Origin of the sequence: Pseudomonas sp. ICBG1301, assembly GCF_016918385.1 — a bacterium.
Taxonomy (GTDB): Bacteria; Pseudomonadota; Gammaproteobacteria; order Pseudomonadales; family Pseudomonadaceae; genus Aquipseudomonas; species Aquipseudomonas palleroniana.
In genome coordinates this window covers 64,803-88,302 of record NZ_JAEKGB010000016.1, presented here as the reverse complement: position 1 = coordinate 88,302, position 23,500 = coordinate 64,803, and the positions used below count along the sequence as shown (strand labels likewise).

Annotated in this window: 28 protein-coding genes; 16 read left to right on the top strand and 12 right to left on the bottom strand. The window is 60.3% G+C overall.

The window, feature by feature from the left end; genetic code table 11:
- Positions 1-29 precede the first annotated feature (29 nt).
- Both JBE38_RS26650 and greB read left to right on the top strand, forming a co-directional pair.
- Positions 30-1,034 carry a hypothetical protein gene (locus JBE38_RS26650; RefSeq protein WP_205345499.1) on the top strand — a complete coding sequence of 335 codons (1,005 nt, stop codon included), beginning with the start codon at positions 30-32 and terminating at the stop codon, positions 1,032-1,034.
- 120 nt (positions 1,035-1,154) lie between these two features.
- Positions 1,155-1,628: a transcription elongation factor GreB gene (gene greB / locus JBE38_RS26645; RefSeq protein WP_060753247.1), complete on the top strand. Its 474-nt coding sequence runs from the start codon at positions 1,155-1,157 to the stop codon at positions 1,626-1,628.
- Positions 1,629-1,673: 45 nt separating this feature from the next.
- Here greB and JBE38_RS26640 read toward each other — a convergent pair whose 3' ends face one another.
- Both JBE38_RS26640 and JBE38_RS26635 read right to left on the bottom strand, forming a co-directional pair.
- Positions 1,674-4,184 (bottom strand): ABC transporter permease, encoded by a 2,511-nt coding sequence (locus JBE38_RS26640; protein WP_205345498.1) that lies wholly within the window; start codon positions 4,182-4,184, stop codon positions 1,674-1,676.
- Entirely contained in the window at positions 4,184-4,867 is a 684-nt protein-coding gene (locus tag JBE38_RS26635; protein WP_060753249.1) for an ABC transporter ATP-binding protein, read from the bottom strand. Before JBE38_RS26635 ends, JBE38_RS26640 begins: the two co-directional genes overlap by 1 nt.
- 10 nt (positions 4,868-4,877) lie before the next feature.
- Between JBE38_RS26635 and JBE38_RS26630 the strand changes: the two genes are divergently transcribed.
- The 3 genes from JBE38_RS26630 (at position 4,878) to JBE38_RS26620 (ending at position 6,884) form a co-directional block, all read left to right on the top strand.
- Complete coding sequence (locus JBE38_RS26630) at positions 4,878-5,483, top strand: arylesterase (RefSeq protein WP_012722978.1); 606 nt, start codon at positions 4,878-4,880, stop codon at positions 5,481-5,483.
- A gap of 58 nt (positions 5,484-5,541) precedes the next feature.
- Positions 5,542-5,835, top strand: a complete 294-nt coding sequence (locus JBE38_RS26625) for a hypothetical protein (protein ID WP_060753251.1) — start codon at positions 5,542-5,544, stop codon at positions 5,833-5,835.
- 80 nt (positions 5,836-5,915) lie between these two features.
- The gene (locus tag JBE38_RS26620; RefSeq protein ID WP_060753252.1) at positions 5,916-6,884 is read left to right on the top strand and encodes a L,D-transpeptidase family protein; all 969 of its coding nucleotides are present in this window, start codon (positions 5,916-5,918) and stop codon (positions 6,882-6,884) included.
- Between the two features lie 131 nt (positions 6,885-7,015).
- Here the strand turns inward: JBE38_RS26620 and oprI are convergent, their stop codons facing one another.
- Entirely contained in the window at positions 7,016-7,267 is a 252-nt protein-coding gene (oprI, locus tag JBE38_RS26615; protein ID WP_003172710.1) for an outer membrane lipoprotei OprI, read from the bottom strand.
- Positions 7,268-7,878: 611 nt separating this feature from the next.
- Here oprI and JBE38_RS26610 point away from each other — a divergent pair.
- Entirely contained in the window at positions 7,879-8,160 is a 282-nt protein-coding gene (locus JBE38_RS26610) for a GNAT family N-acetyltransferase (protein ID WP_003189869.1), read from the top strand.
- A gap of 65 nt (positions 8,161-8,225) precedes the next feature.
- Here JBE38_RS26610 and JBE38_RS26605 read toward each other — a convergent pair whose 3' ends face one another.
- Both JBE38_RS26605 and JBE38_RS26600 read right to left on the bottom strand, forming a co-directional pair.
- Positions 8,226-9,302 (bottom strand): 3-deoxy-7-phosphoheptulonate synthase, encoded by a 1,077-nt coding sequence (locus JBE38_RS26605; RefSeq protein WP_060753323.1) that lies wholly within the window; start codon positions 9,300-9,302, stop codon positions 8,226-8,228.
- Positions 9,303-9,432: 130 nt separating this feature from the next.
- Entirely contained in the window at positions 9,433-9,867 is a 435-nt protein-coding gene (locus JBE38_RS26600; protein ID WP_060753253.1) for a PilZ domain-containing protein, read from the bottom strand.
- Between JBE38_RS26600 and JBE38_RS26595 the strand changes: the two genes are divergently transcribed.
- From JBE38_RS26595 to cysB, 5 genes are all read left to right on the top strand, one after another.
- Entirely contained in the window at positions 9,866-10,252 is a 387-nt protein-coding gene (locus JBE38_RS26595) for a hypothetical protein (protein ID WP_060753254.1), read from the top strand. The two genes, JBE38_RS26600 and JBE38_RS26595, sit on opposite strands and share 2 nt — an antisense overlap.
- Positions 10,249-11,211, top strand: a complete 963-nt coding sequence (locus JBE38_RS26590) for a putative 2-dehydropantoate 2-reductase (RefSeq protein ID WP_205345497.1) — start codon at positions 10,249-10,251, stop codon at positions 11,209-11,211. Before JBE38_RS26595 ends, JBE38_RS26590 begins: the two co-directional genes overlap by 4 nt.
- A gap of 16 nt (positions 11,212-11,227) precedes the next feature.
- Positions 11,228-12,145: a 5'-nucleotidase gene (locus JBE38_RS26585; RefSeq protein ID WP_060753256.1), complete on the top strand. Its 918-nt coding sequence runs from the start codon at positions 11,228-11,230 to the stop codon at positions 12,143-12,145.
- A gap of 66 nt (positions 12,146-12,211) precedes the next feature.
- Complete coding sequence (locus JBE38_RS26580) at positions 12,212-12,712, top strand: universal stress protein (protein WP_205345496.1); 501 nt, start codon at positions 12,212-12,214, stop codon at positions 12,710-12,712.
- Positions 12,713-12,816: 104 nt separating this feature from the next.
- The gene (cysB, locus tag JBE38_RS26575) at positions 12,817-13,791 is read left to right on the top strand and encodes an HTH-type transcriptional regulator CysB (RefSeq protein WP_060753258.1); all 975 of its coding nucleotides are present in this window, start codon (positions 12,817-12,819) and stop codon (positions 13,789-13,791) included.
- 5 nt (positions 13,792-13,796) lie between these two features.
- Here cysB and JBE38_RS26570 read toward each other — a convergent pair whose 3' ends face one another.
- Both JBE38_RS26570 and JBE38_RS26565 read right to left on the bottom strand, forming a co-directional pair.
- Positions 13,797-14,279 carry a GreA/GreB family elongation factor gene (locus JBE38_RS26570; RefSeq protein ID WP_090372223.1) on the bottom strand — a complete coding sequence of 161 codons (483 nt, stop codon included), beginning with the start codon at positions 14,277-14,279 and terminating at the stop codon, positions 13,797-13,799.
- Positions 14,280-14,290: 11 nt separating this feature from the next.
- The gene (locus JBE38_RS26565; RefSeq protein WP_090366026.1) at positions 14,291-14,659 is read right to left on the bottom strand and encodes a hypothetical protein; all 369 of its coding nucleotides are present in this window, start codon (positions 14,657-14,659) and stop codon (positions 14,291-14,293) included.
- Positions 14,660-14,791: 132 nt separating this feature from the next.
- On the opposite strand from JBE38_RS26565, the gene earP reads away from it, so the two are divergent.
- The gene (earP, locus tag JBE38_RS26560; RefSeq protein WP_205345495.1) at positions 14,792-15,925 is read left to right on the top strand and encodes an elongation factor P maturation arginine rhamnosyltransferase EarP; all 1,134 of its coding nucleotides are present in this window, start codon (positions 14,792-14,794) and stop codon (positions 15,923-15,925) included.
- Between the two features lie 49 nt (positions 15,926-15,974).
- The gene (locus tag JBE38_RS26555) at positions 15,975-16,547 is read left to right on the top strand and encodes an elongation factor P (RefSeq protein WP_016975379.1); all 573 of its coding nucleotides are present in this window, start codon (positions 15,975-15,977) and stop codon (positions 16,545-16,547) included.
- 64 nt (positions 16,548-16,611) lie between these two features.
- Here the strand turns inward: JBE38_RS26555 and JBE38_RS26550 are convergent, their stop codons facing one another.
- From JBE38_RS26550 to JBE38_RS26540, 3 genes are all read right to left on the bottom strand, one after another.
- Entirely contained in the window at positions 16,612-17,031 is a 420-nt protein-coding gene (locus tag JBE38_RS26550) for an organic hydroperoxide resistance protein (protein WP_060753261.1), read from the bottom strand.
- 233 nt (positions 17,032-17,264) lie between these two features.
- On the bottom strand, positions 17,265-17,717 hold the full coding sequence (locus JBE38_RS26545) for a MarR family winged helix-turn-helix transcriptional regulator (protein WP_060753262.1): 453 nt from the start codon (positions 17,715-17,717) through the stop codon (positions 17,265-17,267).
- 78 nt (positions 17,718-17,795) lie between these two features.
- On the bottom strand, positions 17,796-18,746 hold the full coding sequence (locus tag JBE38_RS26540) for a LysR family transcriptional regulator (protein ID WP_060753263.1): 951 nt from the start codon (positions 18,744-18,746) through the stop codon (positions 17,796-17,798).
- A 107-nt stretch (positions 18,747-18,853) separates the two neighbouring features.
- Between JBE38_RS26540 and JBE38_RS26535 the strand changes: the two genes are divergently transcribed.
- Positions 18,854-19,603 carry a sulfite exporter TauE/SafE family protein gene (locus JBE38_RS26535; RefSeq protein ID WP_090372221.1) on the top strand — a complete coding sequence of 250 codons (750 nt, stop codon included), beginning with the start codon at positions 18,854-18,856 and terminating at the stop codon, positions 19,601-19,603.
- On the opposite strand, the gene JBE38_RS26530 is transcribed toward JBE38_RS26535, so the two are convergent.
- Complete coding sequence (locus JBE38_RS26530; RefSeq protein ID WP_104995897.1) at positions 19,593-20,474, bottom strand: LysR family transcriptional regulator; 882 nt, start codon at positions 20,472-20,474, stop codon at positions 19,593-19,595. The two genes, JBE38_RS26535 and JBE38_RS26530, sit on opposite strands and share 11 nt — an antisense overlap.
- A gap of 70 nt (positions 20,475-20,544) precedes the next feature.
- Between JBE38_RS26530 and JBE38_RS26525 the strand changes: the two genes are divergently transcribed.
- On the top strand, positions 20,545-20,751 hold the full coding sequence (locus tag JBE38_RS26525) for a DUF1127 domain-containing protein (protein WP_240202612.1): 207 nt from the start codon (positions 20,545-20,547) through the stop codon (positions 20,749-20,751).
- 45 nt (positions 20,752-20,796) lie between these two features.
- Positions 20,797-22,026, top strand: a complete 1,230-nt coding sequence (locus JBE38_RS26520) for a winged helix-turn-helix domain-containing protein (RefSeq protein ID WP_205345493.1) — start codon at positions 20,797-20,799, stop codon at positions 22,024-22,026.
- Between the two features lie 113 nt (positions 22,027-22,139).
- Here the strand turns inward: JBE38_RS26520 and JBE38_RS26515 are convergent, their stop codons facing one another.
- Positions 22,140-23,486 carry a class II 3-deoxy-7-phosphoheptulonate synthase gene (locus JBE38_RS26515; RefSeq protein WP_090372218.1) on the bottom strand — a complete coding sequence of 449 codons (1,347 nt, stop codon included), beginning with the start codon at positions 23,484-23,486 and terminating at the stop codon, positions 22,140-22,142.
- Positions 23,487-23,500 lie beyond the last annotated feature (14 nt).

Below are 23,500 nucleotides of genomic sequence, written 5' to 3'. Positions count from 1 at the left end.
TTTCTTTTTTGTGATGAGGTCTGACTGTCATGATGCTTCTACGTACCCTTGTTCTTGAACGCAGTGGTGAAGAGGCGCCCGTCAACGGTGCACTGCTCTGTGGGTTTGCTGTCGCGCAGATCGACTCGAACTTTCTTGTATATAGCCTGGATGAAGAGGCTGAACCCGGTCACTCGCGGGTTTATATCGCGGCATTGCGTAAAAAACTCGAGCGCTATTTCCTCGGGGGCGTGGACTCCAAGGAAGACCTGCAAGTGGCGATGCAGGTCTTCAAGCAGATCCTCATGAGCGCCTCTGGCGCAAAGACAAGTGGCCCTGGCGAGCCCCAGACGCCTTTTCATTTTGTGGATTTGAAAGGTTGCAGGTTGCCGCCTGCCAGGCCCGAAGATCATCACTCGGTGATTATCAAGAAGGCGCTGGTGATGAAGGTGATCACCTTGGGCATGTCAGCGCCCACATTGCCCGCGATCGAAAGCACGACGGTCATCGTGCCGAGCATTCGCTTTTCGTCCCAAATGGTGGCACCGCCGAAGGACGTGAGCCATCCGAAGGCCGCTACTCAGTCGGCGGATCAATACACTGTCGAGGAACCTTCACATTCGGTGAGCGCGTTACCCGACGCATCCGTACCCGCGGGGCTGAGTACACTGCCGGTTGAGCTTGAATCGAGCGAAGTTGCGTCCGCGAAACTGCCGGCTCACCAGGAGCACGCCACCTTGCTTGAGGTGGACAGCACACTGGCTAATCTTGCCCGGGTCGCCCAGGAGCTGGCGCAAAAAAAGCATGCGGCCATCGAGCGAGAAGAGATGCTTGAACAGTGGCAAGTTCGCCTGCACCAGCAGCAAAGCCAGCTGGATGAGAAAAGCCGCGAGGTCGAGCAGCGTCACAGGCAACTGCAGGACGAGCTGCTCGGGGCCGGCCAAAAAACCGAAAAATTGACGCTGGTGATGTCGCAGCTGTCAGCCATGCGGCAGCACCTGCACAGCACGCTGCTTGAGCTGGACCGGGTCCTGGAGGCGCCTGAGATGAATTGATCTGCCTGCCGGTCTGGCTACTTTGCAGGGTTCATTTATCATCAGCTCCAGCCCGCCGGCGCCAGGGCATGAGGCCGTGGCCTATCGGCACCATTGGACATTACCTGGGGATGCAAGGGTTTGAGTACCAAGCTGATTACCAAAGAAGGTCATGATGCGCTGAAAAAAGAGCTGGATTACCTGTGGCGTGAGAAGCGCCCGGATACCACGCGCAAAGTGACATGGGCCGCTTCCCTGGGAGACCGCAGCGAAAACGCGGACTACCAGTACAACAAGAAGCTGCTGCGTGAAATCGACCGGCGGGTGCGTTACCTGCGCAAACGCCTGGAAGACATGCGCGTGGTGGAGTACCGGCCCGAGCAAGAGGGGAAAGTATTTTTCGGTGCCTGGGTGGAGATCGAAAACGAACAGGGTGACACCAAGCGCTTTCGCATCGTGGGTTATGACGAGATCTACGACCGCATGGATTACATCTCGATTGACTCGCCCATGGCGCGTGCGCTGCTGCGCAAGGAAGTGGACGATGAAGCGATTGTGCAGACCCCAAACGGGGAAGTGTGCTGGTGGATCACGCACATCGAATATGAGAAGTAGGCAATGACGGCCTGCGCCCGGGGCAGGGTGCAGGCCGTCGGCGTTTCAGCCTTCGCGCAGTACTGTTAGCGGGCTGGCATTCAACGCACGGCGCGTGCCGAAGACCCCGGCGCCACCAATGAGTAGGGCACCTATCACCGGCAACAGCAGCAGCCACGGGTGAGGGTGCCAGGCCAGGTCAAACGCGTAGCGATACAGCACCCAGGTCACCAGCTCTGTGCCGAGTGCGGCCAGCAGACCGCTGACTGCACCCAGCAAGCCGAACTCAATGCGTCGCGCTTTGACCAGCAACTTGCGTTCGGCGCCCAAGGCACGCAACAGCGCGCCTTGGCGAATTCGCTCATCCAGGGTGGCCTGCAAACCGGAGAACAGCACGGCCATTCCTGCCGCCAACACAAACAGCAGCACATACTCCACCGCCAGGGTGACTTGGGCGAGGATGCTGCGCAACTGTTCCAGGAGTGCCTCGACCTGCAGGATGGTAACGGCCGGGAAGGCCCTGGACAGATCGACGATCTGTTGGTCGTGGCCCGGCGCGAGATAGAAGCTGGTCAGGTAGGTGGCGGGCAGATCCTTCAATGTGCCCGGCTGGAAGATCATGAAGAAGTTGGGTTGGAAATTATCCCAATTGATCGTACGCAGGCTGGTCACGCGGGCTTCGCGATTCTCGCCACCGACTGTGAACACCAGGTGATCGTCGAGCTTGAGCTTCAGGCTTTCGGCAACCTTGGCTTCTACCGACACCCCGGGAATGCTATCGCTCGGTTGCGGCGACCACCAGGAGCCGGCGCTCAGGACATTGCCCGGTGGCAAATCGGCGGCCCAGGTCAGGCTCAGGTCGCGCTGCACGGCACGGTCGCCGCTGGAGTCCTTGCTGACCACTTCCTGCACCGCAACGCCATTGATGCTGATCAACCGGCCCGGCACGACCGGATACAGCGGTGCGGATTGGGCTTGCACCTGCAGCAGGCGCGCGCCAAAAGCGTCTTTGTCGGCCGGCAGGATGTTCAGTGCGAAATAGTTGGGGGCATCCTTGGGCAACTGGTTCTGCCAGGTATCGAGCAATTCGCCGCGCAACAGGGCGATCAACCCCATGGATAACAGGATCAAGCCAAAGGCCAGGGACTGGCCTGCCGCCGCCAGCGGATGACGCAGCAATTGTCCCAGGCCCAGGCGCCAGGGCAGGGATGCACGGGCCAACAATCGCCGCAGGCTTTGCAGCAGCAATAGAAGCAGGCCGCCGAGGATCAGCGCCGCCACCACGCCACCGCCCAGCAGCGCGAAAGTCAGTACCAGGTCGAGGCTCAGGCGCCACATGATCAACCCGAGGGCGAACAAGGCGGCGCCGTAGACCATCCAGGTGCTGGAGGGGATAGGCAACAGGTCACGCCGCAATACTCGCAGCGGTGGAACACGGCCCAGGGCAGCCAGCGGCGGCAGGGCGAAGCCGGCAAGGGCAACCAGCCCGGTGCCAATCCCCGCGACCGCAGGTAACAACCCGCCGGGTGGCACGTCCGCCGGCAGCAGGTCGTGCAGGAAATAGAACAGCCCGAACTGCGCCAGCCAGCCGAGCAGGGCGCCGGTCAGGCTTGCCAGCAGTCCCAATACGCTCAGTTGCAGGCTGAACAGCAACATCGCTTCGCGCCGTGACAACCCCAGGCAACGCAGCAGCGCGCTGGCATCGAAACGTCGGCTGGCAAAACGATTGGCCGATAACGCCACTGCTACCCCGGCCAGCAGCACTGCCACCAGGCTGGCCATGTTCAGGTAGCGCTCGGCCTTGCCCAGCGCACCGCCGATTTGCTGATTGCCGTCGCGTGAGTCCTGCAGACGCTGGTTGGCGGCGAGGCCGGGTTTGACCAGGTCACGATAGGTTTGCAGCGCCGTACTGCCTTGGGGCGCCCGCCACAGTTCGCGGTAGCTGACGCGGCTGCCGGGCTGGACCACGCCGGTCGCCTCCAGGTCGGCCAGGTTGATCATCACCCGGGGCGTGAGGCTGTAGAAATTGCCGGCCCGGTCGGGCTCATAGGTCAGTATGCGTGTCAGGTGCAGGGTCTTCATGCCGACATCGATGCTGTCGCCAACCTTCAGGTCCAGCGCTGTCAGCAGCCGTGCCTCTACCCAGGCCTCTCCGGGCTTGGGGCCGCCTCCCGCTGTTTCGACCCCGAACGGCTGCGCGGCACTTTTAAGCTCGCCGCGCAGCGGGTATTGCTCGTTGACCGCCTTGATGCTGGAGAGTTGGATACCGTTATCCGTGGCGATAACACTGGAGAACTCTACGATGCGTGCGTGATCCAGGCCCAGTTCGGTCCCGGTTTGGATCTGCTCGGGGCGAGCCGGCGAACTGCCTTCGAGCACCAGGTCGGCACCGAGAAATTCAGTGGCGCGCAACAGCATGGCGCCGTTGAGGCGTGCGCCGAAGTAGCCGATGGCAGTGCTGGCAGCAACAGCCACCAGCAGGGCGAAGAACAGCACACGCAATTCGCCGGCGCGGGCATCGCGCAGCAATTGACGCATGGCAAGGCTGAACAGACGCAATAGCGGCAAACGTGCCATCAAGGCTCCAGGGGCGCGACCATCAGGCCGGCTTCAAGGCGGATCAAACGCCGGCAACGATGAGCCAGGCGCTCATCGTGGGTGACCAGCACCAGGGTCGTGCCGCTCTCCTTGTTGAGTTCGAACAGCAAATCACTGATGCGCTCGCCGGTGTGACTGTCGAGGTTGCCGGTGGGCTCGTCGGCAAACAGCACGTCGGGTTCTGCCGCAAAGGCGCGAGCGATCGCAACCCGTTGCTGTTCGCCGCCGGAAAGCTGGCGCGGCGAGTGGGTCAGCCGCTGGCCCAGGCCAACGCGCTCCAGCAGGTGCCGGGCGCGCTCGCGGGCGTCCTGGCGGCCGTCCAGCTCCAGCGGCAGCATGACGTTTTCCAATGCATTGAGGCTGTCGAGCAGTTGGAAAGACTGGAATACAAAACCCACATGCTCGGCACGGATGCGTGCGCGCTGGTCTTCATCCAGGGTGCTCAGGGCTTGACCGGCAAGCGTGACTTCGCCGCTGCTGGGCAGGTCGAGGCCGGCCAGCAGCCCCAGGAGAGTGGATTTGCCGGAGCCGGAACTGCCGACGATAGCCAGGCTATCGCCTTTGTTCAGTTCCAGGCTCAGTTGGTGCAGGATAGTCAGTTCACCTTCCGCGCTGGGAACCACTTTGCTAAGGTTTCGCGCGGTGAGAATGCTTGCGCCCATGGAGAATCCGATGCGAATGTGGTTTTTGAGTGCTGGCCTGGCCTTGATGTGCATGGCCCAGAACGCAGCGGCGGGTACAGTCCTGATCGTTGGCGATAGTATCAGTGCCGGTTTCGGCCTGGATACCCGCAAAGGGTGGGTCGCGCTGCTGGAGCAACGGCTCAAGCAGGAAGGTTTCGACGATAAAGTAGTCAATGCATCCATCAGCGGCGACACCAGCGCCGGAGGCCTGGCGCGGCTGCCGGCGGCGCTTGCAGAGCATAAGCCGGATGTCGTGGTTATCGAGCTGGGCGGCAATGACGGCTTGCGTGGCCAGCCTCCAGCGCAATTGAAACAAAATCTTGCATCGATGATCGACCAATCCAAAGCCGGTGGTGCCAAGGTGCTGCTGTTGGGGATGCAACTACCGCCCAATTACGGCCCGCGTTACACCACTGCATTCGCTGAGGTGTACGGCGTATTGGCCAAAGAGAAAAACGTGCCGTTGGTGCCGTTTTTTCTTGACGGCGTGGGCGGGCATCCGGAGTTGATGCAGGCGGATCAACTGCACCCGGCAGTCGGTGCCCAGGGCAAATTGCTGGAAAATGTCTGGCCGACGCTAAAACCGCTGTTATGACGCTTTTCTAGCGGCAGGCTTTCGGCTAATGTGGCGCCCCCCTGATTTGGAGCCCTTGATGTCGCGTCCTGCCTGGTCCCTGTTTAACTACCAACTGATCGAGCCGGACGAGCAGCTGGATCTGTTCGCCTGCCAGGAAGTCAGGGTGCATTTGGTGGCGCGCCAGCTGGAGTTGGGCGGCTCGATCGACCGTACGCTGTGCGGCACTTTGTTGCCCGCGCAACCCCGTTGGTCATCGGTGGACCGCTCGCTTTTTCAGGATCAGCGGCTTTGCCCCTTGTGTCGCGCCATTCTCGAATCGCAAAAGCGCGGCACGCCGCCGATCTGGCCGGAGCTGCGCTTCGAGCTGTAGCGGGGCGATGGATGCTTGACGCTCGCTTCACGTATACAATCAGTTTTTTCCTACCCGTCGTTCTGCGAAGGATTTCCCGGATGTTGTCGCGCCTTTCCGTCGTCACCTGCTGCCTGTCTCTCGCTGCTCTCTGTGCGGCCGGCCCGTCGGCAGCCTTGCAGTTGCCCTTGCCACCACCAGGTGAGGACATTGTTGGTCAGGTCCAGGTGATCAAGGCCAAATACGAAGATACCTTTGCTGACCTTGGCACTACCTACGACCTGGGCTATTCGGAAATGGTCGCGGCCAACCCGGGCGTGGATGCCTGGTTGCCTGGCGCGGGCACCGAGATTGTGCTGCCGACGCGGTTCATCCTGCCGCCTGGCCCTCGCGAAGGCATCGTGATCAACCTGGCGGAATACCGGCTCTACTACTTCCCCAAAGGGCAGAACGTGGTCTACACCTTCCCCTTGGGGATTGGCCGTGAAGGCTGGGGCTCGCCGATTGCCCATACCAGCATCATCGCCAAGACGCCGAACCCGACGTGGACACCGCCTGCCTCGATCAAGGCCGAACACGCCGCCAATGGTGACCCGCTGCCCAATGTGGTGCCCGCCGGTCCGGACAACCCGCTGGGGCCGTTCAAGTTCACCCTGGGCACGCCGGGTTATCTGATCCACGGCTCCAACATGAAATTTGGTATCGGCACGCGTACAAGCCACGGTTGCTTCCGCATGTTCAACAACAACGTGTTGGAAATGGCCAGCATGGTGCCGGTGGGCACCTCGGTACGTATCATCAACGATGCCTACAAGTTCGGCAGCAGCGGCGGCAAGGTCTACCTTGAAGCGCACACGCCGCTGAACGACGATGGCACGCCATCAGTGGTCGACAAGCATACTGCGGTCATCAATGCCTTGCTCAAGCGCGAAGACTTGGCCAACAACCTGCGGGTCAACTGGGATCAGGTGCGCGATGTGGTCGCCGCCGAAGATGGCCTGCCGACTGAAATCGGCGTACCGGGTGCCGCCCCGGTCGCTTCCAGCGCGCCGGTTGATTTGCAGCAGTAAGCCTCTGGACAAGCCCGCCATGGCCTTGGGTCGTGGCGGGTTTTTTATTGCCGCAGGTTTTGGGCTGAATCCCAGGCAATAAAAAAGCCGACCCAAGAATGGATCGGCTTGATAACAACCCCGAAGGATTATTACTTGCGGCTTGCTTTTTCAAGCATGCGCAGAGCGCGCTCGTTAGCTTCGTCAGCAGTCTGTTGTGCTTTTTGAGCAGCAGCCAGAGCTTCATCAGCTTTACGGTAGGCTTCGTCTGCACGAGCCTGGGAGCGAGCTGCTGCGTCTTCAGTAGCAGTCAGACGAGCTTCGGTTTCTTTGGAGACGCTGCTGCAACCGGTAGCCAGAACTGCGGCCAGAGCCAGAGCAGAGAATTTCAGAACGTTGTTCATCGTGTTCCCCTTCAAGGACTTTCTATTAAATGGCTACTTTCTCAGAGTGAGCTGATAGCCGGCGTACATACTACCCATTACTTGTAGTAAGTAAACTGACGTAGCGCAAGAAGCAAAAAAAAATCTTGAGCTGCATCTATTTTGGCTAATCTTTTTGACATCTGCATAAAAACTATCCAATTCTCTCCATCGCGATGGAGATTGGATCCAGGCTGAAAGCTACAGCCCGCATGTGTTAAGCCAAGTGAACAGGTGTGAATATATATATACAGGGTGACACTTTTGTACAGGTTGCCTTTAACCCGCCTCACATCTTTTGCGCATGTAGAGGTGACTTTAAGAGCGCCTGTTCGTCTCAAGCTTCAACTGCCGGCAATGTTCAGGCTTTCGATCATTGGTTGATCGAGGCCCTTTCTATATCCACCAGCAGCAAGGGATGACGTGTGCGCTTGAGCAATTGCCGCAATGGTGCCTACTATCTCCCTACGTGCTGGTTGTGAGCGCTATGGGTTTCTCGTTGTCGAAACCGGCACGGGGTGGCGTAGATGTTCCTTCGCCGGAAAAACATCGGTAAGGTAGGGGTCGCAATTGCAGACCCGCGAGGAGTAGTGATGAGCGAGGCGTTGTCCATCCACCATGACCAGGCTGGTCATCAGTTCGAGACCAATGTGGACGGTCATCGTGCCTATCTGACCTACATGGACCTCGGAAAGCAGACCCTGGATATCTATCGTACCTTCGTGCCCAACGCATTGCGCGGCCGTGGCATCGCTGCCGCGTTGACCGAAGAGGCGCTGAAGTTCGCCGAAGAGGCCGGCTACACGGTGATCCCTTCGTGCTCTTACGTAGAGCGCTACATGGAGCGCCACCAGCGCCATGCCGCGAAGCTGTGAACCCTAAAACCGCACCATGAAAAACGCCGGGCTCAGCCCGGCGTTTTTGTGTGCGTCATGCAGTGTCAGGTGCGTTTGCGTTTGGGCAATACGTCCTTGAGCTTGGCGTGCATGCTGCGCAAGGTGGTCTCGGTAGCGGACCAGTCGATGCAGGCATCGGTGATCGACACGCCGTACTGCAGGTCGGCGAGGTCTTTTGGAATCGCCTGGCAACCCCAGTTCAGGTGACTTTCGACCATCAGGCCGATGATCGACTGATTGCCTTCAAGGATCTGGTTGGCGACGTTTTCCATCACCAGCGGTTGCAGCGCCGGGTCCTTGTTGGAGTTGGCGTGGCTGCAGTCGACCATGATGTTCGGCTTGATCTTGGCCTTGTTCAGCGCCTGTTCGCACAGCGCGACGCTGACCGAATCATAGTTGGGCTTGCCGTTGCCGCCGCGCAATACCACGTGACCGTAGGCGTTGCCCTTGGTGGTCACGATGGACACGCCGCCTTCCTGGTTGATGCCCAGGAAACGGTGGGGGCTGGAGACCGACTGCAGCGCGTTGATCGCGACCGTCAAGCCGCCATCGGTGCCGTTCTTGAAGCCCACGGCCGAGGACAGGCCGGACGCCATTTCGCGGTGGGTCTGGGACTCGGTGGTACGTGCGCCGATGGCCGACCAACTGATCAGGTCCTGCAGGTATTGCGGCGAGATCGGGTCGAGGGCTTCGGTGGCGGTGGGCAGGCCCATCTCAGCCAGGTCCAGCAGCAACTGGCGACCGATGTGCAAGCCGTCCTGGATCTTGAACGAGTCATCCAGGTAAGGATCGTTGATCAAGCCTTTCCAGCCGACTGTAGTGCGCGGCTTCTCGAAATAGACCCGCATCACCAGATACAGGGTATCGGACACTTCGGCCGCCAGCACCTTGAGGCGCTCGGCGTACTCATGGGCAGCCTTGAGGTCGTGGATCGAGCAAGGGCCGATCACCACGAACAGGCGGTGGTCGGTACCGTCGAGAATGTCACGGATGACTTCGCGGCCCTTGGTGACGGTCTGCAAGGCAGCGTCGCTCAGGGGGATTTCGCGTTTGAGCTGATCGGGCGTGATCAGGGTCTCGTTGGATTCGACGTTAAGGTCGTTGATCGGTAAATCAGCCATCGTGTTACTCGTCAGGGTCACGGTGCCGGCCGCCAGCCATCCCCGTGCGGCGGAGCACAGCATGATTTGAATGCAGGGGGAAGGAACCTTAGCGCGTATCACCGGCCCGCGACAATGGGCAAACTCCGCTTTAATCCAGCACAGGCTGCACAAAAGCCTCATGGGAGAATTCGACGGCATGGCGCGCAACCCACTCGTGGGCCATGGCTTCGTGCTGCGCAGGTGTCGGCTCGGCGTCTTCGTGCAAGCGGCAGTAGCGCTCGATCTGGCACACTTGTTCGCCCATCCGCGCACCGAACAAGGCGTGCTCATCAGTAAACGAGATACCGATACGGTAACCCTTTTCGACTTTGCGGCACCACGCCACGTAGCCCGGATAGCGGGCACTCGCGCCCAGCGACGGGATCCACAGATCCACCGCCGTGCCCTGGCGCCAGGCACGCGGATAATTGCACGCGACACCGCCCAGGCCGATAGTGTGCAGGCGTTGGCGGGGCATGGTGGGAGAGGGACGTTGGATCAACTCGACAGCGACATCATCAGGGTGAGGTAAAAAACGACCCATGTACACGGACTCCGAGCGCCGTCCCGTTGACGGCAGTGGCAGCAGTATAGTGAAGGAACTGGAATTGACCGACCTGGATATTGACCAGCAATTGCTGGGGTTGCCAGGTATTTCATTGGTGGTGTTCACCAGCGTCGGTTGTTCCAGCTGCCGCTTCGCACGTCAGCAGTTGCCCGGATGGCACCTGCCGGTGGAGCGCGTGTGCTGGGTGGATGCCGGGCACAACGGCGGCGCCGTCGAGCGCTACCAGATCTTTCATTTGCCCGCGTTATTCGTGGTGTGCGAGGGTCAGTTCCTGGGGCAGATACAGACGCGTCTTACGCGTGATGCCGTTTGCGATGCAGTAAAACAAGCCCTTACCCGTACTCCAGAGGATTTGCCATGACCGCAGTTGCACAGCCTTCCCCACGCATTGGCATCATTGGTACCGGCGCCATCGGTGGCTACTACGGCCTGATGCTGGCCCGCGCCGGCTTCGATGTGCACTTCTTGTTGCGCAGCGAATACGCGGCCGTCAGCGAGCATGGCTTGCACCTCAACAGCAAGGTGCATGGCAAATTGCATCTGTCTGCGGTCCAGGCCTACGCCCGCGCTGCCGATATGCCTGCGTGCGATTGGTTGCTGGTGGGGACCAAGTCCACCGGCAATGTGGACTTGGCCCCCACGCTCGCCCAGGTTGCGGCGCCGGATGCCAGGATTGTGCTGCTGCAAAATGGTCTGGATGTCGAAGACAGCTTACGCGAGCACCTGCCGCCGTCGCTGCACCTGCTTGGCGGCCTGTGCTACATCGGCGTACATCGCTCCGGCCCTGGTGTCGTCGAGCATCAGGCATTGGGCCGGGTCAACCTGGGTTATCACAGTGGCGGTGCCGCCGACGATGAAGCCGGCCGGAAGGCCATCGTCGAAGAGGGCGCCGCGCTGTTTCATCAGGCCGGCATCGAGTCCCAGGCCATGGCCGACGTGCACCAGGCGCGTTGGCATAAGCTGGTATGGAACGTTCCCTATAACGGCCTTTCCGTGTTGTTGGGCACCGGCACCACGGCGTTGATGGCGGATCAATCCAGCCGCGAATTGATCCAGGCGTTGATGGCCGAAGTGGTGCAGGGTGCCCGTGCTTGCGGGCATGACATTGCGGCGAGTTACGCCGACCAGATGTTTGCGATGACCGAAACCATGGATGACTATCTGCCCAGCATGTACCACGACCATGTGCACAAGCGCCCGCTGGAACTGGCGGCGATCTATGCCCGGCCGCTGGCGGCGGCAAAGGCCGCGGGTTGCGAGTTGCCACGAATCCAGGCGTTGTATCAAGCCTTGAGTTTTATAGATCGGCACAATCGCTGATTCGGGGGGAAACACCATGGCAAAAGGTTTGGGCGACAAACTGGTGCTGGCGATTTCTTCACGGGCGCTGTTCGACCTGAGTGACAGCCACAAGGTCTACCTCGCCGAAGGCGTGGAGGCTTACCGCAAGTATCAAATCGAGCACGAGGAAGAAACCCTTGAGCCCGGCGATGCCTTCCCGCTGGTCAAAAAGCTGCTGAGCCTCAACGCCAGCCTGGGCCGTGCGCGGGTCGAGGTGGTGTTGGTGTCTCGCAACAGTGCTGACACCGGCCTGCGCGTATTCAACTCTATCCAGCATTACGGCTTGGATATTTCCCGCGCCGCTTTCGTAGGTGGACGTAGTCCATATCCCTACTTGGCTGCCTTTGGTTGCCATCTGTTTCTTTCCACCCATGCCGACGATGTGCGCAGTGCCCTCGACGCTGGGTTTGCGGCGGCGACCATTCTTTCGGGCGGCGCGCGTCGAGCGTCGAGCGAGGAATTGCGCATCGCATTCGACGGTGATGCCGTGCTGTTCTCCGACGAGTCCGAGCGTGTGTACCAGGCTGGCGGCTTGGCAGCGTTTCAGGCCAACGAGCGGGAGTCGGCGCGCCAGCCTTTGCACGGAGGTCCGTTCAAAGGTTTCCTGGCGGCTCTCAACTTGTTGCAGCGCGAGTTTGTCGACGAGGCGTGCCCGATCCGCACCGCGCTGGTCACGGCGCGCTCGGCGCCTTCCCATGAGCGGGTGATCCGCACGTTGCGCGAGTGGGATATCCGCCTCGACGAGTCATTGTTCCTTGGCGGCCTGGATAAGTCCGCATTTCTGGAGGCTTTCGCCGCCGATGTGTTTTTCGATGACCAGGCCGGTCACTGCGAAAGGGCCAGGGAGGTCGTCGCCACCGGGCACGTGCCCCATGGCATCAGCAATGAGTTGAAAATCCAGACCGAGAGCTGAGCCGAACTGCCCCGGGCGCTGCTAAGCTCATTCAATCTCCGCCATCCTGGCTGCCCAGGAGGTTCTATGATTCGTTCGATGCTGTACGCCACGGACCTCGGTCTCTATGCGCCTTATGTGATGCAACATGCGCTGGCACTGGCCCGAACGTTCAATGCCGATCTGCATGTGGTTCACGTGGTCGAACCCATGGGGCTGTTCGCCGAATCGGTGTTGCAGAGCTACCTTGATGAGCGGGCGTTGAATGAGTGGCAGCGTCAGGGAGTGAACACGGTCATGGCGACGATCGAGCAACGGGTGCTGGACAGTTTTCGTGAGGAGTTGGGGGAAGGGGAGCAAGACCTGAAATTGATTCAATCGGTTCGAGTGATTCAGGGGGATCCTTGCGAAGTGATTCTCGACCAGTTGCGTAAACTTTCCGTTGATCTGTTGATCGTAGGGAGTCACAGCGATGCAACCGCAGCGGCCACACCCCTTGGGCGAACCGCCGCAAGGGTGCTGCAGTTGTCGACAGTGCCGGTTTACCTGGTGCCATCGTTGCAGCGTCGCCGCAACGATGATATTTGATCGGTAAAGAATGATAAAAAGTTCTAGATTTATCGATCCGTCCTTTAATATAGTTATATACCGTCGCTGATACCCGTGGCGTCTATCTGCTTTGAGGGATACATATGAAGCTTCAACAACTGCGCTACATCTGGGAAGTGGCGCACCACGACCTCAACGTTTCCGCTACTGCTCAAAGCCTCTACACCTCGCAACCCGGTATCAGCAAGCAGATCCGCCTGCTCGAAGACGAGCTGGGCGTCGAAGTGTTCGCGCGCAGCGGCAAACATCTGACCCGCGTGACTCCGGCTGGTGAACGCATCATCACCACCGCCGGCGAGATCCTGCGCAAGGTCGAAAGCATCAAGCAGATCGCCCAGGAATTCTCCAACGAGAAGAAAGGCACCCTGTCGATCGCCACTACCCACACCCAGGCGCGGTACGCACTGCCGCCGGTGATCCGCGATTTCATCAAGCAATACCCCGATGTCGCCCTGCACATGCATCAGGGGTCGCCGATGCAGATCGCCGAAATGGCGGCTGATGGCACCGTTGATTTCGCTATCGCCACCGAAGCCCTGGAGCTGTTCGGTGACCTGGTGATGATGCCTTGCTATCGCTGGAACCGCTGCGTGGTCGTGCCCCAGGGCCACCCGCTGGCCAAGCTGCCGAAGCTGACCCTGGAAGCCCTGGCCGAATACCCGATCGTCACCTACGTGTTTGGTTTTACCGGCCGCTCCAAGCTCGACGAAGCCTTCAGCCACCGTGGCCTTACGCCCAAAGTGGTGTTCACCGCGGCCGACGCCGACGTGATCAAGACCTATGTACGCCTGGGCCTGGGCGTGGGTATCGTCGCCAAGATGGCGGTCGATACCAGCCTCGACAAGGACCTGGTGGTTCTCGACGCCAGCGAGTTGTTCGAGTCCAGTGTGACCAAGATCGGCTTCCGTCGTGGCACGTTCCTGCGTGGCTTCATGTGCGATTTCATCGAGAAGTTCGCGCCGCACCTGACTCGCGAGGTCATGGCCAAGGCGATCCAGTGCCACAACAAGCAGGAACTGGAAGAGCTGTTCGAGGGCGTGGAATTACCGGTTCACTGATACCGTCATTTGGCCTCGGTAACCGTAAAATGTTGCCGAGCGCCCGCCACCAGAATCTCCACCTCATCCCCTTCGAACTTGCCCAGCAGGCTTTTGCCCAAGGGCGATCGCGGGGTGATGACGGTCACCGGCTGTCCCACCACATCCACTTTCAAGCCTGCCCCATCCGGTGCCAGGAACAGCCATTGCTGGCGGCCATTCTCGTCTTCCAGGCCTAATAAGGCGCCGATTTCAATGCCACGCTGATCGTCATAGGCCCGCAGTGGCAGGTTCTGGCACAGCGACAGCGCTTGCTTGATTTCCTCGACGCGCCTGGCCTGGCCGGTTGCCAGGTAGGAGGCCTCCAGCCCGAGGGTGTCGTATTTGTTTTCTGCGATGTTTTCTTCGTGGGTCGCAGTTTCGTAGGCGGTCTGCGCGGCGCGCTGGGCAATGTCGAGGTCGACGCTGAGTTTTTCCAGGATCAACGAGTGGACGGCGTGTTTATTCATGGGCAGTGGGGTCATTCGCAAAATTGCAGGACATTGGCCCGGCTCTTTTCATTGGGAGCGTTCTGATCTTGCTGCAACCAGAACTGGCATTTGGGGTTGTTCAGGTTGCGCACATTGTTGCGGGCCTGGTCCAGGGATTGCTGCTGTTCCTGTTTGCGCAGGTTGTCGGTGTATTGCTCGAACATACGGTTCGGCGGCTCGGGTGTGACGACGGCAGGTTTGCCTAATTGTTGAACGGCCTGGGCGACCGGCGCCAGGCTCTGCGGGAACAGATAGCGCGATGTCAGCCAGCTCGTCAGCACGATGGCGACAAACCCCAGCCATACACCAAACGCGATGGCGACACTGAGCTTGAACAGTGGCAGCGAACGATCAGACATGATGGCCTCCTGGCGGGCATTGATGGCGTGGCGACGATTGTCGCACAGCCGCTGTGCAGAATAATCGTGATCAAGTCTTCTGCATTGGTGCATTTATGCGGACAATCGAGCCTTTGATCGTTGGAGCCCGGAATGAAAGCCCGCTGGGATATTTTTTGCAGTGTCGTCGACAACTACGGCGACATCGGCGTGACCTGGCGCCTGGCCCGGCAACTGGTGGTGGAGCATGGGTGCGAAGTGTGTTTGTGGGTTGATGACCTACGGGCCTTCGAGCGCATGTGCCCTGAGATTGATGTGCGGTTGCCGCAGCAATGGCAGGACGGCGTCGAGGTGCGCCACTGGCCGGCCGACTGGCCCGGCGCCCCATCTGCCGATGTCGTGATCGCCGCTTTTGCCTGCCAATTGCCGCCGGCCTACATGGAAGCCATGGCCGAGCGCGAACGCGTTCCGCTGTGGATGAACCTGGATTACCTCAGTGCCGAAGAGTGGGTGGTGGGTTGCCATCGCCTGCCGTCGGTGAAGTTCAAGGGCGTGCAGAAGTATTTCTTCTTCCCCGGTTTTCGCCCGGGCACAGGCGGTCTTTTGCGCGAGGCAGGGTTGCTGGAGCAGCGCCAGGCTTTTCAACAAGATGTGCCGGCGCAACGACAATTCCTGCAGACCCTGGGAGTGTTTCCGGCAACTGATGCGCGATTGATCTCGCTGTTTGCCTATGAGAATGCTGGGTTGGCCAGTTGGCTGGACGTGTTGGCGACGGACGGGCGTGCCACTCATCTATTGGTGCCGGAGGGCCGCATTCTCGGCGATGTGCAACGTTGGCTGGGGGGGGAGGGCCTGGCAGCAGGGGATATTCATCAGCGCGCGGCCCTGACCGTGCAGGTGTTGCCGTTCGTGCGCCAGGAACAATATGACCGCTTGCTGTGGTGCTGCGACTTCAACGCGGTGCGCGGCGAAGACTCGTTCGTGCGGGCGCAGTGGGCGGGGCGGCCAATGCTTTGGCACATCTATCGCCAGGATGAAGACATCCACCTGGATAAACTCGACGCCTTCCTGCAGTTGTACACCGCCGCCTTGTCACCAGCAGCCAGGGCTGCCGTAGTCACACTTTGGCAAGCCTGGAACGCTGATGGCGATATGGCACAGTCGTGGAAAATGTTGCTGGACCACTGGCCGGAGGTGAACCAGCACGCGCAAACATGGTGTCTGGAACAGGGCTTGCAGGCCGATCTTGCGACGGCGCTGGTACAGTTTTATGAAAGTTGGATATGATACGCCACCTTGAATTTTGTAAATCCCATCCAAATTTCGGATATCTGCAATGAAAACTGGTAAAGAACTGAAACCCGGTACCGTGATCCGTATCGACAACGACCCTTGGTTGGTTCAGAAAGCTGAGTTCACCAAGTCGGGTCGTAACAGCGCGATCATGAAGACCAAGCTGAAGAACCTGCTGACCGGTTACAAGACTGAAACTGTCTACAGTGCCGACGACAAGCTGGACGACGTGATCCTCGACCGCAAAGAAGCGACCCTGTCCTTCATCAGCGGCGACACCTACACGTTCATGGACACCACCGACTACACCATGTACGAGCTGAACGCTGAAGATATCGAAGCCGTTCTGCCGTTCATCGAAGAAGGCATGACCGACGTTTGCGAAGCGATCTTCTTCGAAGAGCGCCTGGTTTCCGTAGAGCTGCCGACCACTATCGTGCGTAAGGTTGCCTACACCGAAGGTTCCGCTCGCGGCGACACTTCGGGCAAGGTAATGAAGCCTGCCAAGCTGGCTAACGGCACCGAACTGCAAGTAGCTGATTTCATCGAAATCGACGACATGATCGAAATCGACACCCGTGAAGGTGGTTCGTACAAAGGTCGCGCCAAGAAGTAATTCTGGCTACCTCGATACGAAAAAAACCCGACTTTGAGTCGGGTTTTTTGTGGGCGTCTATAAATCAGACGGTTACGTGCAGGCGTACGTCGACGTTGCCGCGAGTGGCGTTGGAGTACGGGCACACTTGGTGCGCGGCGTCGACCAGGCTTTGCGCATCGTCCTGGGCCAGGCCCGGCAGGCTGATGTGCAGGTCGATGTCCAAGCCGAAACCACCGGGGATTTGACCGATGCCGACGTGGGCGGTGATCGACGCGTTATCCGGAACCTTGCGCTTGGTCTGGCTGGCGACGAATTTCAGCGCGCCGATAAAGCAGGCCGAATAACCGGCGGCGAACAATTGCTCAGGGTTGGTGGCTTGGCCGCCAGCACCGCCCAATTCCTTGGGAGTGGAGAGTTTGACGTCGAGGATGTTGTCGCTGGAGACGGCACGACCATCACGGCCGCCGGTGGCGGTGGCTACTGCGGTATAGAGCGTTTGCATGGCGTTTCCTCTTTGTTGTTAGCGCTAACTGTTTGCGCGCTAAATAGTTGGTGAGATGAATGTATAGCGCTAATGTTTAGTGCGCAAGATAAATTTATAAATTTTTATGCCCTACCACCAACCAGTGTGGGAGGGGGCTTGCTCCCGATTGCGGTGGATCAGCCAGCTTATCAATAGCTGACACGCCGCAATCGGGAGCAAACCCCCTCCCACATTTTAGAGCTTCACCGCGATTAGATTGAGCTTTGCAGGTTGCTGCGCAAGGCAACCAGGTCAGCCTGCAGCTTGCGCAACTGCTCCAGCTCCAAACCACTGGCGCCGAGGATGCACTGGGGAATCCCCATGGCTTTATCCTGCAGGGCGCGGCCGCTGTCCGTCAATTCCACGACCACCACCCGCTCATCCTCGCGGTTGCGGGTGCGACTGAGCAAGCCTTCGGCCTCCAGGCGCTTGAGCAGCGGGGTGAGCGAGCCCGGATCGGTCAGCAGGCGGTTGCTGATTTCGCCGACGGTCAAACCATCCTCTTCCCACAGCACCATCATGGCCAGGTATTGCGGATAGGTCAGGCCGAGGGCTTGCAGCAGTGGCTTATAGACCTTGGTCATCAGCAACGAGGTGGAGTGCAGGGCGAAGCACAGCTGGTTGTCCAGCATCAGGGATTGGCAAGGGTCAGGGTTTTTGCTCATGGCGGTGTCTCGAAAGCGGGTATTGCCTGGAATCTAGCGGGCAAATGTTTAATGCGCCAGGTAATTCTATCCCGGCGGTCAAACCAGACCGCTTTGCAGTGCCAGATCCCAAGGCGGCACCGGGCTGAAGCGGGATTTGAGGTACTCGAGCAACAACCGGCTGCGCGCATTGGCCTGTTGCTCCAGGCGCAGTGCATAGATCCCGGCGGTTTCCGGGCTGGGCAGGCCATTTTCGCAGAACAGGGGCAGCAGCTCGCCACGGACCAGGTATTCACTGGCCAGCCAGGTGGGCAGGTGGGCAATCCCCAGCCCGGCCAACGCGCCGGACAGCAGGGCTTCGGCATTATTGGCACTCATGCGGATGCGCTGCGGGCGATAGGTGGCGCGGCGCCCGTCCAGCTCGAAGCGCCAGGCGAACATCGGCGCCAGGCCGTCCCAGTCGAGGCCGTCGTGCTCGCTCAGCTCTCGGGGGTGGGTGGGCGTACCCCGCGCTTTCAGATAGGCCGGACTGGCACAGGCGATACGTACGATGCTGGCCAGAGGGGTGGCGATCAGGCGGGTGTCGACGATATGCCCGGCGCGCAGCACCAGATCGACCTTGCCCAAGTGTGCACCCTGCATATCGACAAAACTGTCGATCAGGTGCAGGTGCACATCCAGCCCGGGATATACATTCAAAAAATCCGCAATCACCGGGGCCAGGTGCCGCCGCCCGAAGGCCGCCGGCGCATCCACACGAATCAGGCCTTCCGGCGCATGGCTCAAGGACACCGCTTCAGCCCGGGCCAATTGCAACTCACCGACGATCCGGCGCGCCCGTTCGGCAAAGGCCAAGCCTGCCGGCGTGGGCACCACCGCGTGGGTGCTGCGCAGGAACAGGCGGCTGCCCACAGAGCTTTCCAGGCTGTCGATACGTCGGGCGACCGCCGAGGGCGTCAGGGGATGGCGGCGTGCTGCGGCGGAAAAACTGCCCGTCTCCAATACATCCAGAAACAGGCTCAGTTGGTCGGTGAGGGTATTGGGATTCATCACTGAGCGCTTATGCGAAATTGGCAAAGCCATTGTGCGTTGCTGTGCGTTTCCGCGCCAGGGCCGACTGCGTAGCATGCACAGACCGGAAGTGTGGAGTGATGGCGGTGTTGGATTTTGTGATGTATGGGCTACTGGGTGCGGCCCTCGGCACGTTGGGCGGCCTGTTCGGCATTGGTGGCGGGCTGATTGCGATTCCGGTGCTGGGCGTGTTGTTCGGCCTGGATCAGCAGATCGCCCAAGGTACGGCGTTGGTGATGGTAGTGCCCAATGTGATGCTGGCTCTGTGGCGCTACCACCAGCGCAATCGCATCGAATTACGCCATGCATTGCCCTTGGGCGTCATGGGCTTCAGCTTCGCCTGGCTCGGTTCGATCTGGGCGGTGGGCCTGGATGCCGGCGCCATGCGCGTGGGGTTTATCGCGTTCTTGCTGACGCTCTCGGCGTACAACCTGGTGCGCATGTTCACCCGCAATGCGCCGCCGACTGCACAGATGCGTTATTCCTGGCCATGGCTGGGGGTGCTCGGTGCAGTCTCAGGCTCCATGGGCGGGTTGTTTGGGGTCGGTGGCGCGGTGGTTGCCACGCCGGTGCTGACCAGCCTGTTCGGTACCACTCAAGTGGTCGCACAAGGTTTGTCGCTGGCCTTGGCGCTGCCCAGCACCGGCGTGACCCTGGTGACCTATGCCTGGCACCACCAAGTGGATTGGATGATCGGCATCCCCTTGGCAATCGGCGGCCTGCTCAGTATCAGTTGGGGCGTGAAGGTCGCCCATGCACTGCCGGAACGTGTGCTGCGTGGCCTGTTCTGCGCGTTCCTCGTGGTGTGCGCGGTGATGCTGACCTTTAAGGTTTGAAGCCTTCGAGGATGTACGCTGCCAGGCATTCGGTGATGGGCGAGGTCATCTGCGGGTTGCGCAGCAGGTGCAGATTCATCGAGGGCAATGGCGGGAGACCCTCGTCCTTGCCCAGTATGCGCAGGTCGTCGGTCACCAGGCTTTCCATGCTGACCATGACCGCGAGGCCAGCGTTGACCACCGCCTGGATCGCCGCCACGTTGGAGCTGTGGTAGGCCAGGCGATAATCCCGTCCGGCCGCATCCAGCGCGGAGCGCGCCCATTGCGTGTAGAGGCAATCCGCGCCAGACATCGCCAGCGGCAGGGCTTCGTGCTCGTCTACGCAGAAGCAGGGTGATGCCGCCCATACCATGCGCTCCGTACGCAACAACTCGCCGATTTCGTTGCCAGGTTCGCGGCTGACCACAGTCAACGCGAGGTCACGTCGCTGCATCAGCACCGTTGACGATTCGCAGTGCATCTCGATTTGAATCAGTGGATACGCCTTGGAAAACTGCTTGAGAATGCCCGGCAGGAAGCGCATCACGTAATCGTCCGGTGTGCCGATGCGCACCAGCCCCACCATATGCGGTTCACGCAGGGTGTTGAACACTTCGCTGTGCAATTTCAGGATGCGCCGGGCATAGCCCAGCAGCACCTGGCCTTCGGGAGTCAGCCGCACCTGGCGACCGTCGCGTTCGAACAGCTTGCGCTGTAGGACGTCGTCCTCCAGGCGCTTCATCTGCATGCTCACCGCCGACTGCGTTCGGTTGACCAGCTCTCCAGCCCGCGTGAAACCGCCTTGGTCGGCGATGGCGACGAAGGTGCGCAGCACCTCGGTGTCGATACTTGGGAAACTGGACAATTGATCAATCTCCGAGATGTATTGCATAAGAAACATTCGTTGGATTGATCATAGTGCCTGGCACACACTTTCGTCATCCCCACAGGAGGGCGAAAAGATGAAAGGTCAAACCGGTTTTGTGTTGATGGCGAAGCGTCCGTTTTCCGGGCTGTTGCATGCCCTGGCGCGCTGGCAGACGCTGTATCAAGAGCGTCAGATGCTGGCGAGCCTGAGTGACGACGCGCTCAAGGACATCGGGCTCAATCGTGCCGATGTGGAGCAGGAGCGGCACTTGCACTTTTGGCAGGACCCCCTGCGAAAGTGAGCCAGGATGCAGTAGGGTGGTGGGCGAGTTCCCCTGGAGATTCCCATGCCCGTCGACCTGTCTTTCTCAATCAAGCAAGCTCGACGCATGGCGCTGGCCGCCCAGGGTTTTTCCGGGCGCCAGGCGCCTGCCCTGATCAAGGCAACACACCTCAACCGCTTGATCGAACGTCTGGGTGTGTTGCAGATCGATTCGGTCAACGCGCTGGTGCGCTCCCATTACCTGCCGCTGTTTTCCCGTCTGGGCAATTACTCGCCATCGATCCTCGAGCAGGCCGCCTGGAGCCAGGGGCGCCATCGTTCGCTATTCGAATACTGGGGGCATGAAGCATCGTTGCTGCCTATGGCGCTGTACCCGCTGCTGCGCTGGCGCATGGAGCGGGCCAGGCAGGGGCAGGGTATCTATGCGCAGATGGCGCGTTTCGGGCGCGAGCAGCAGGCCACTATCCAGCGCGTCCTGCGCACCGTCGAGCAACGAGGCGCGTTGGGGGCGGGCAGTTTGTCGACCCGCGAGGAGCGCGCTGGGCCCTGGTGGGACTGGAGTGAGGAAAAACACGCGCTGGAATGGCTGTTCGCCGCAGGCCTGGTCACGGTTGCGGGGCGGCGTGGTTTTGAGCGGCTCTACGATTTGCCGGAGCGGGTGATCCCCAGCGAAATGCTCCGCGCCTCGGTGGACGAGGCGCAAGCCCAGCGCAGCTTGTTGTTGCACAGCGCGACGGCGTTGGGGGTGGCCACTGAAAAGGACTTGCGCGACTACTTTCGCCTGGACCCTGCCGACAGTCGCAAGCGCCTAGCGGAGTTGGTTGAAGAAGGGCAGTTGCTGAACTGCCGCATACAAGGCTGGAAGGCTGCGGCGTATTGCCTGCCCGAGCCGAAAGTGCCGCGCAAGGTGGCGGCCAGTGCATTGCTGTCGCCCTTCGATTCGCTGATCTGGGAGCGCAGCCGTACCGAGCGATTGTTTGATTTCCGTTATCGACTGGAGATCTACACCCCGCAAGACAAGCGCGTATATGGCTACTACGTGCTGCCGTTTCTGCATCACGAGCGGATAGCGGCGCGCGTGGATCTGCGCGCCGAGCGCGCTAACGGTCAGTTGGCTGTGCATGCGGTGCACGAGGAAGAGCCGGGCTTGGATGAGCAGGGAATGTTGGCGCTGGCGCTTAATTTGCGCCAGATGGCCGACTGGCTCGGGCTGGAGCAGGTGCAGCTCAATTGCCAGAGACCGAGTGCCGACCGGTTGCGGCGAGCGATGCTTTATGGGGAGGGTGGTCTTTAGGGCCTCTTCGCGAGCAAGCCCGCTCCCACATTCGACCGCGTTCCAAAGGATGTACGTGGGCAAATGTGGGAGCGGGCTTGCTCGCGATGGCGTCAGTGCAGGCGGCTCAAACCTCAGCGCTTGACCTGCTTCAATGTTTCAGCAATCAAAAACGCCAGCTCCAGCGACTGATCGGCGTTCATCCGCGGGTCGCAGTGGGTGTGATAACGATCCGACAAACCATCTTCGGTGATCGGTCGTGCGCCGCCGATGCATTCGGTGACGTTCTGCCCGGTCATTTCGATATGAATCCCTCCGGCATAACTGCCTTCGGCCTGGTGAACCTGGAAAAACTCCTTCACTTCACTGAGGATCTGCGCAAAGTCGCGGGTCTTGTAGCCGCTGCTGGCCTTGATGGTGTTGCCGTGCATCGGGTCGGAGCTCCACAGCACCTGCTTGCCTTCGCGCTGCACGGCGCGAATCAGGTCGGGCAGATGATCACCGACCTTGTTGGCGCCCATGCGGGCAATCAGGTTGAGGCGGCCGGGGTCGTTGTCCGGGTTGAGGATATCGATCAAGCGAATCAGGTCGTCCGGGTTCATGCTCGGGCCGACCTTGACCCCGATCGGGTTGTTCACCCCGCGCAGGAATTCGACATGGGCGCCGTCCAACTGACGGGTGCGGTCGCCGATCCACAGCATGTGGGCCGAACAATCGTAATAGTCGTTGGTCAGGCTGTCGCGGCGTACGAAGGCTTGTTCGTAGTTGAGCAGCAGGGCTTCGTGGGCGGTGAAGAAGCTGGTTTCGCGCAATTGCGGCGAGCTGTCCATGCCGCAGGCGCGCATGAAGGCCAGGGTTTCATCGATGCGGTCGGCCAACTGGCTGTATTTCTCGGCCAGGGCGGAGTTGGCGATGAAGTCCAGGTTCCACTTGTGTACCTGGTGCAGGTCCGCGAACCCGCCCTGGGCGAAGGCGCGCAGCAGGTTCAAGGTGGCCGTGGACTGGTGATAGGACTGCAACAGACGGTCGGGGTCCGGCATGCGGCTTTTTTCGTCGAAGCCGATCCCGTTGACGATATCGCCGCGGTACGCGGGCAGGGTGATGCCGTCGATGGTTTCATCGTTGGCCGAACGCGGCTTGGCGAACTGGCCGGCCATGCGCCCGACCTTCACCACCGGGCAGCCGGCGGCAAAGGTCATCACGATTGCCATCTGCAGCAGCACCTTGAAGGTGTCGCGGATTTTGGCGGCGGAAAACTCGGCAAAGCTCTCGGCGCAGTCGCCGCCTTGCAACAGGAAGGCGCGGCCCTGGGTCACTTCGGCGAACTGACGGCGCAGTTCACGGGCTTCCCCGGCAAATACCAGCGGCGGGTAGCTCGCCAGGTTTTGTTCCACTTGCAGCAAGTGGGCTGCATCCGGGTACTGGGGTTGTTGCTGGATCGGCATTGTGCGCCAGCTGTCGGGACTCCAGGGTTGGCTCATCATGAACTCGTTGG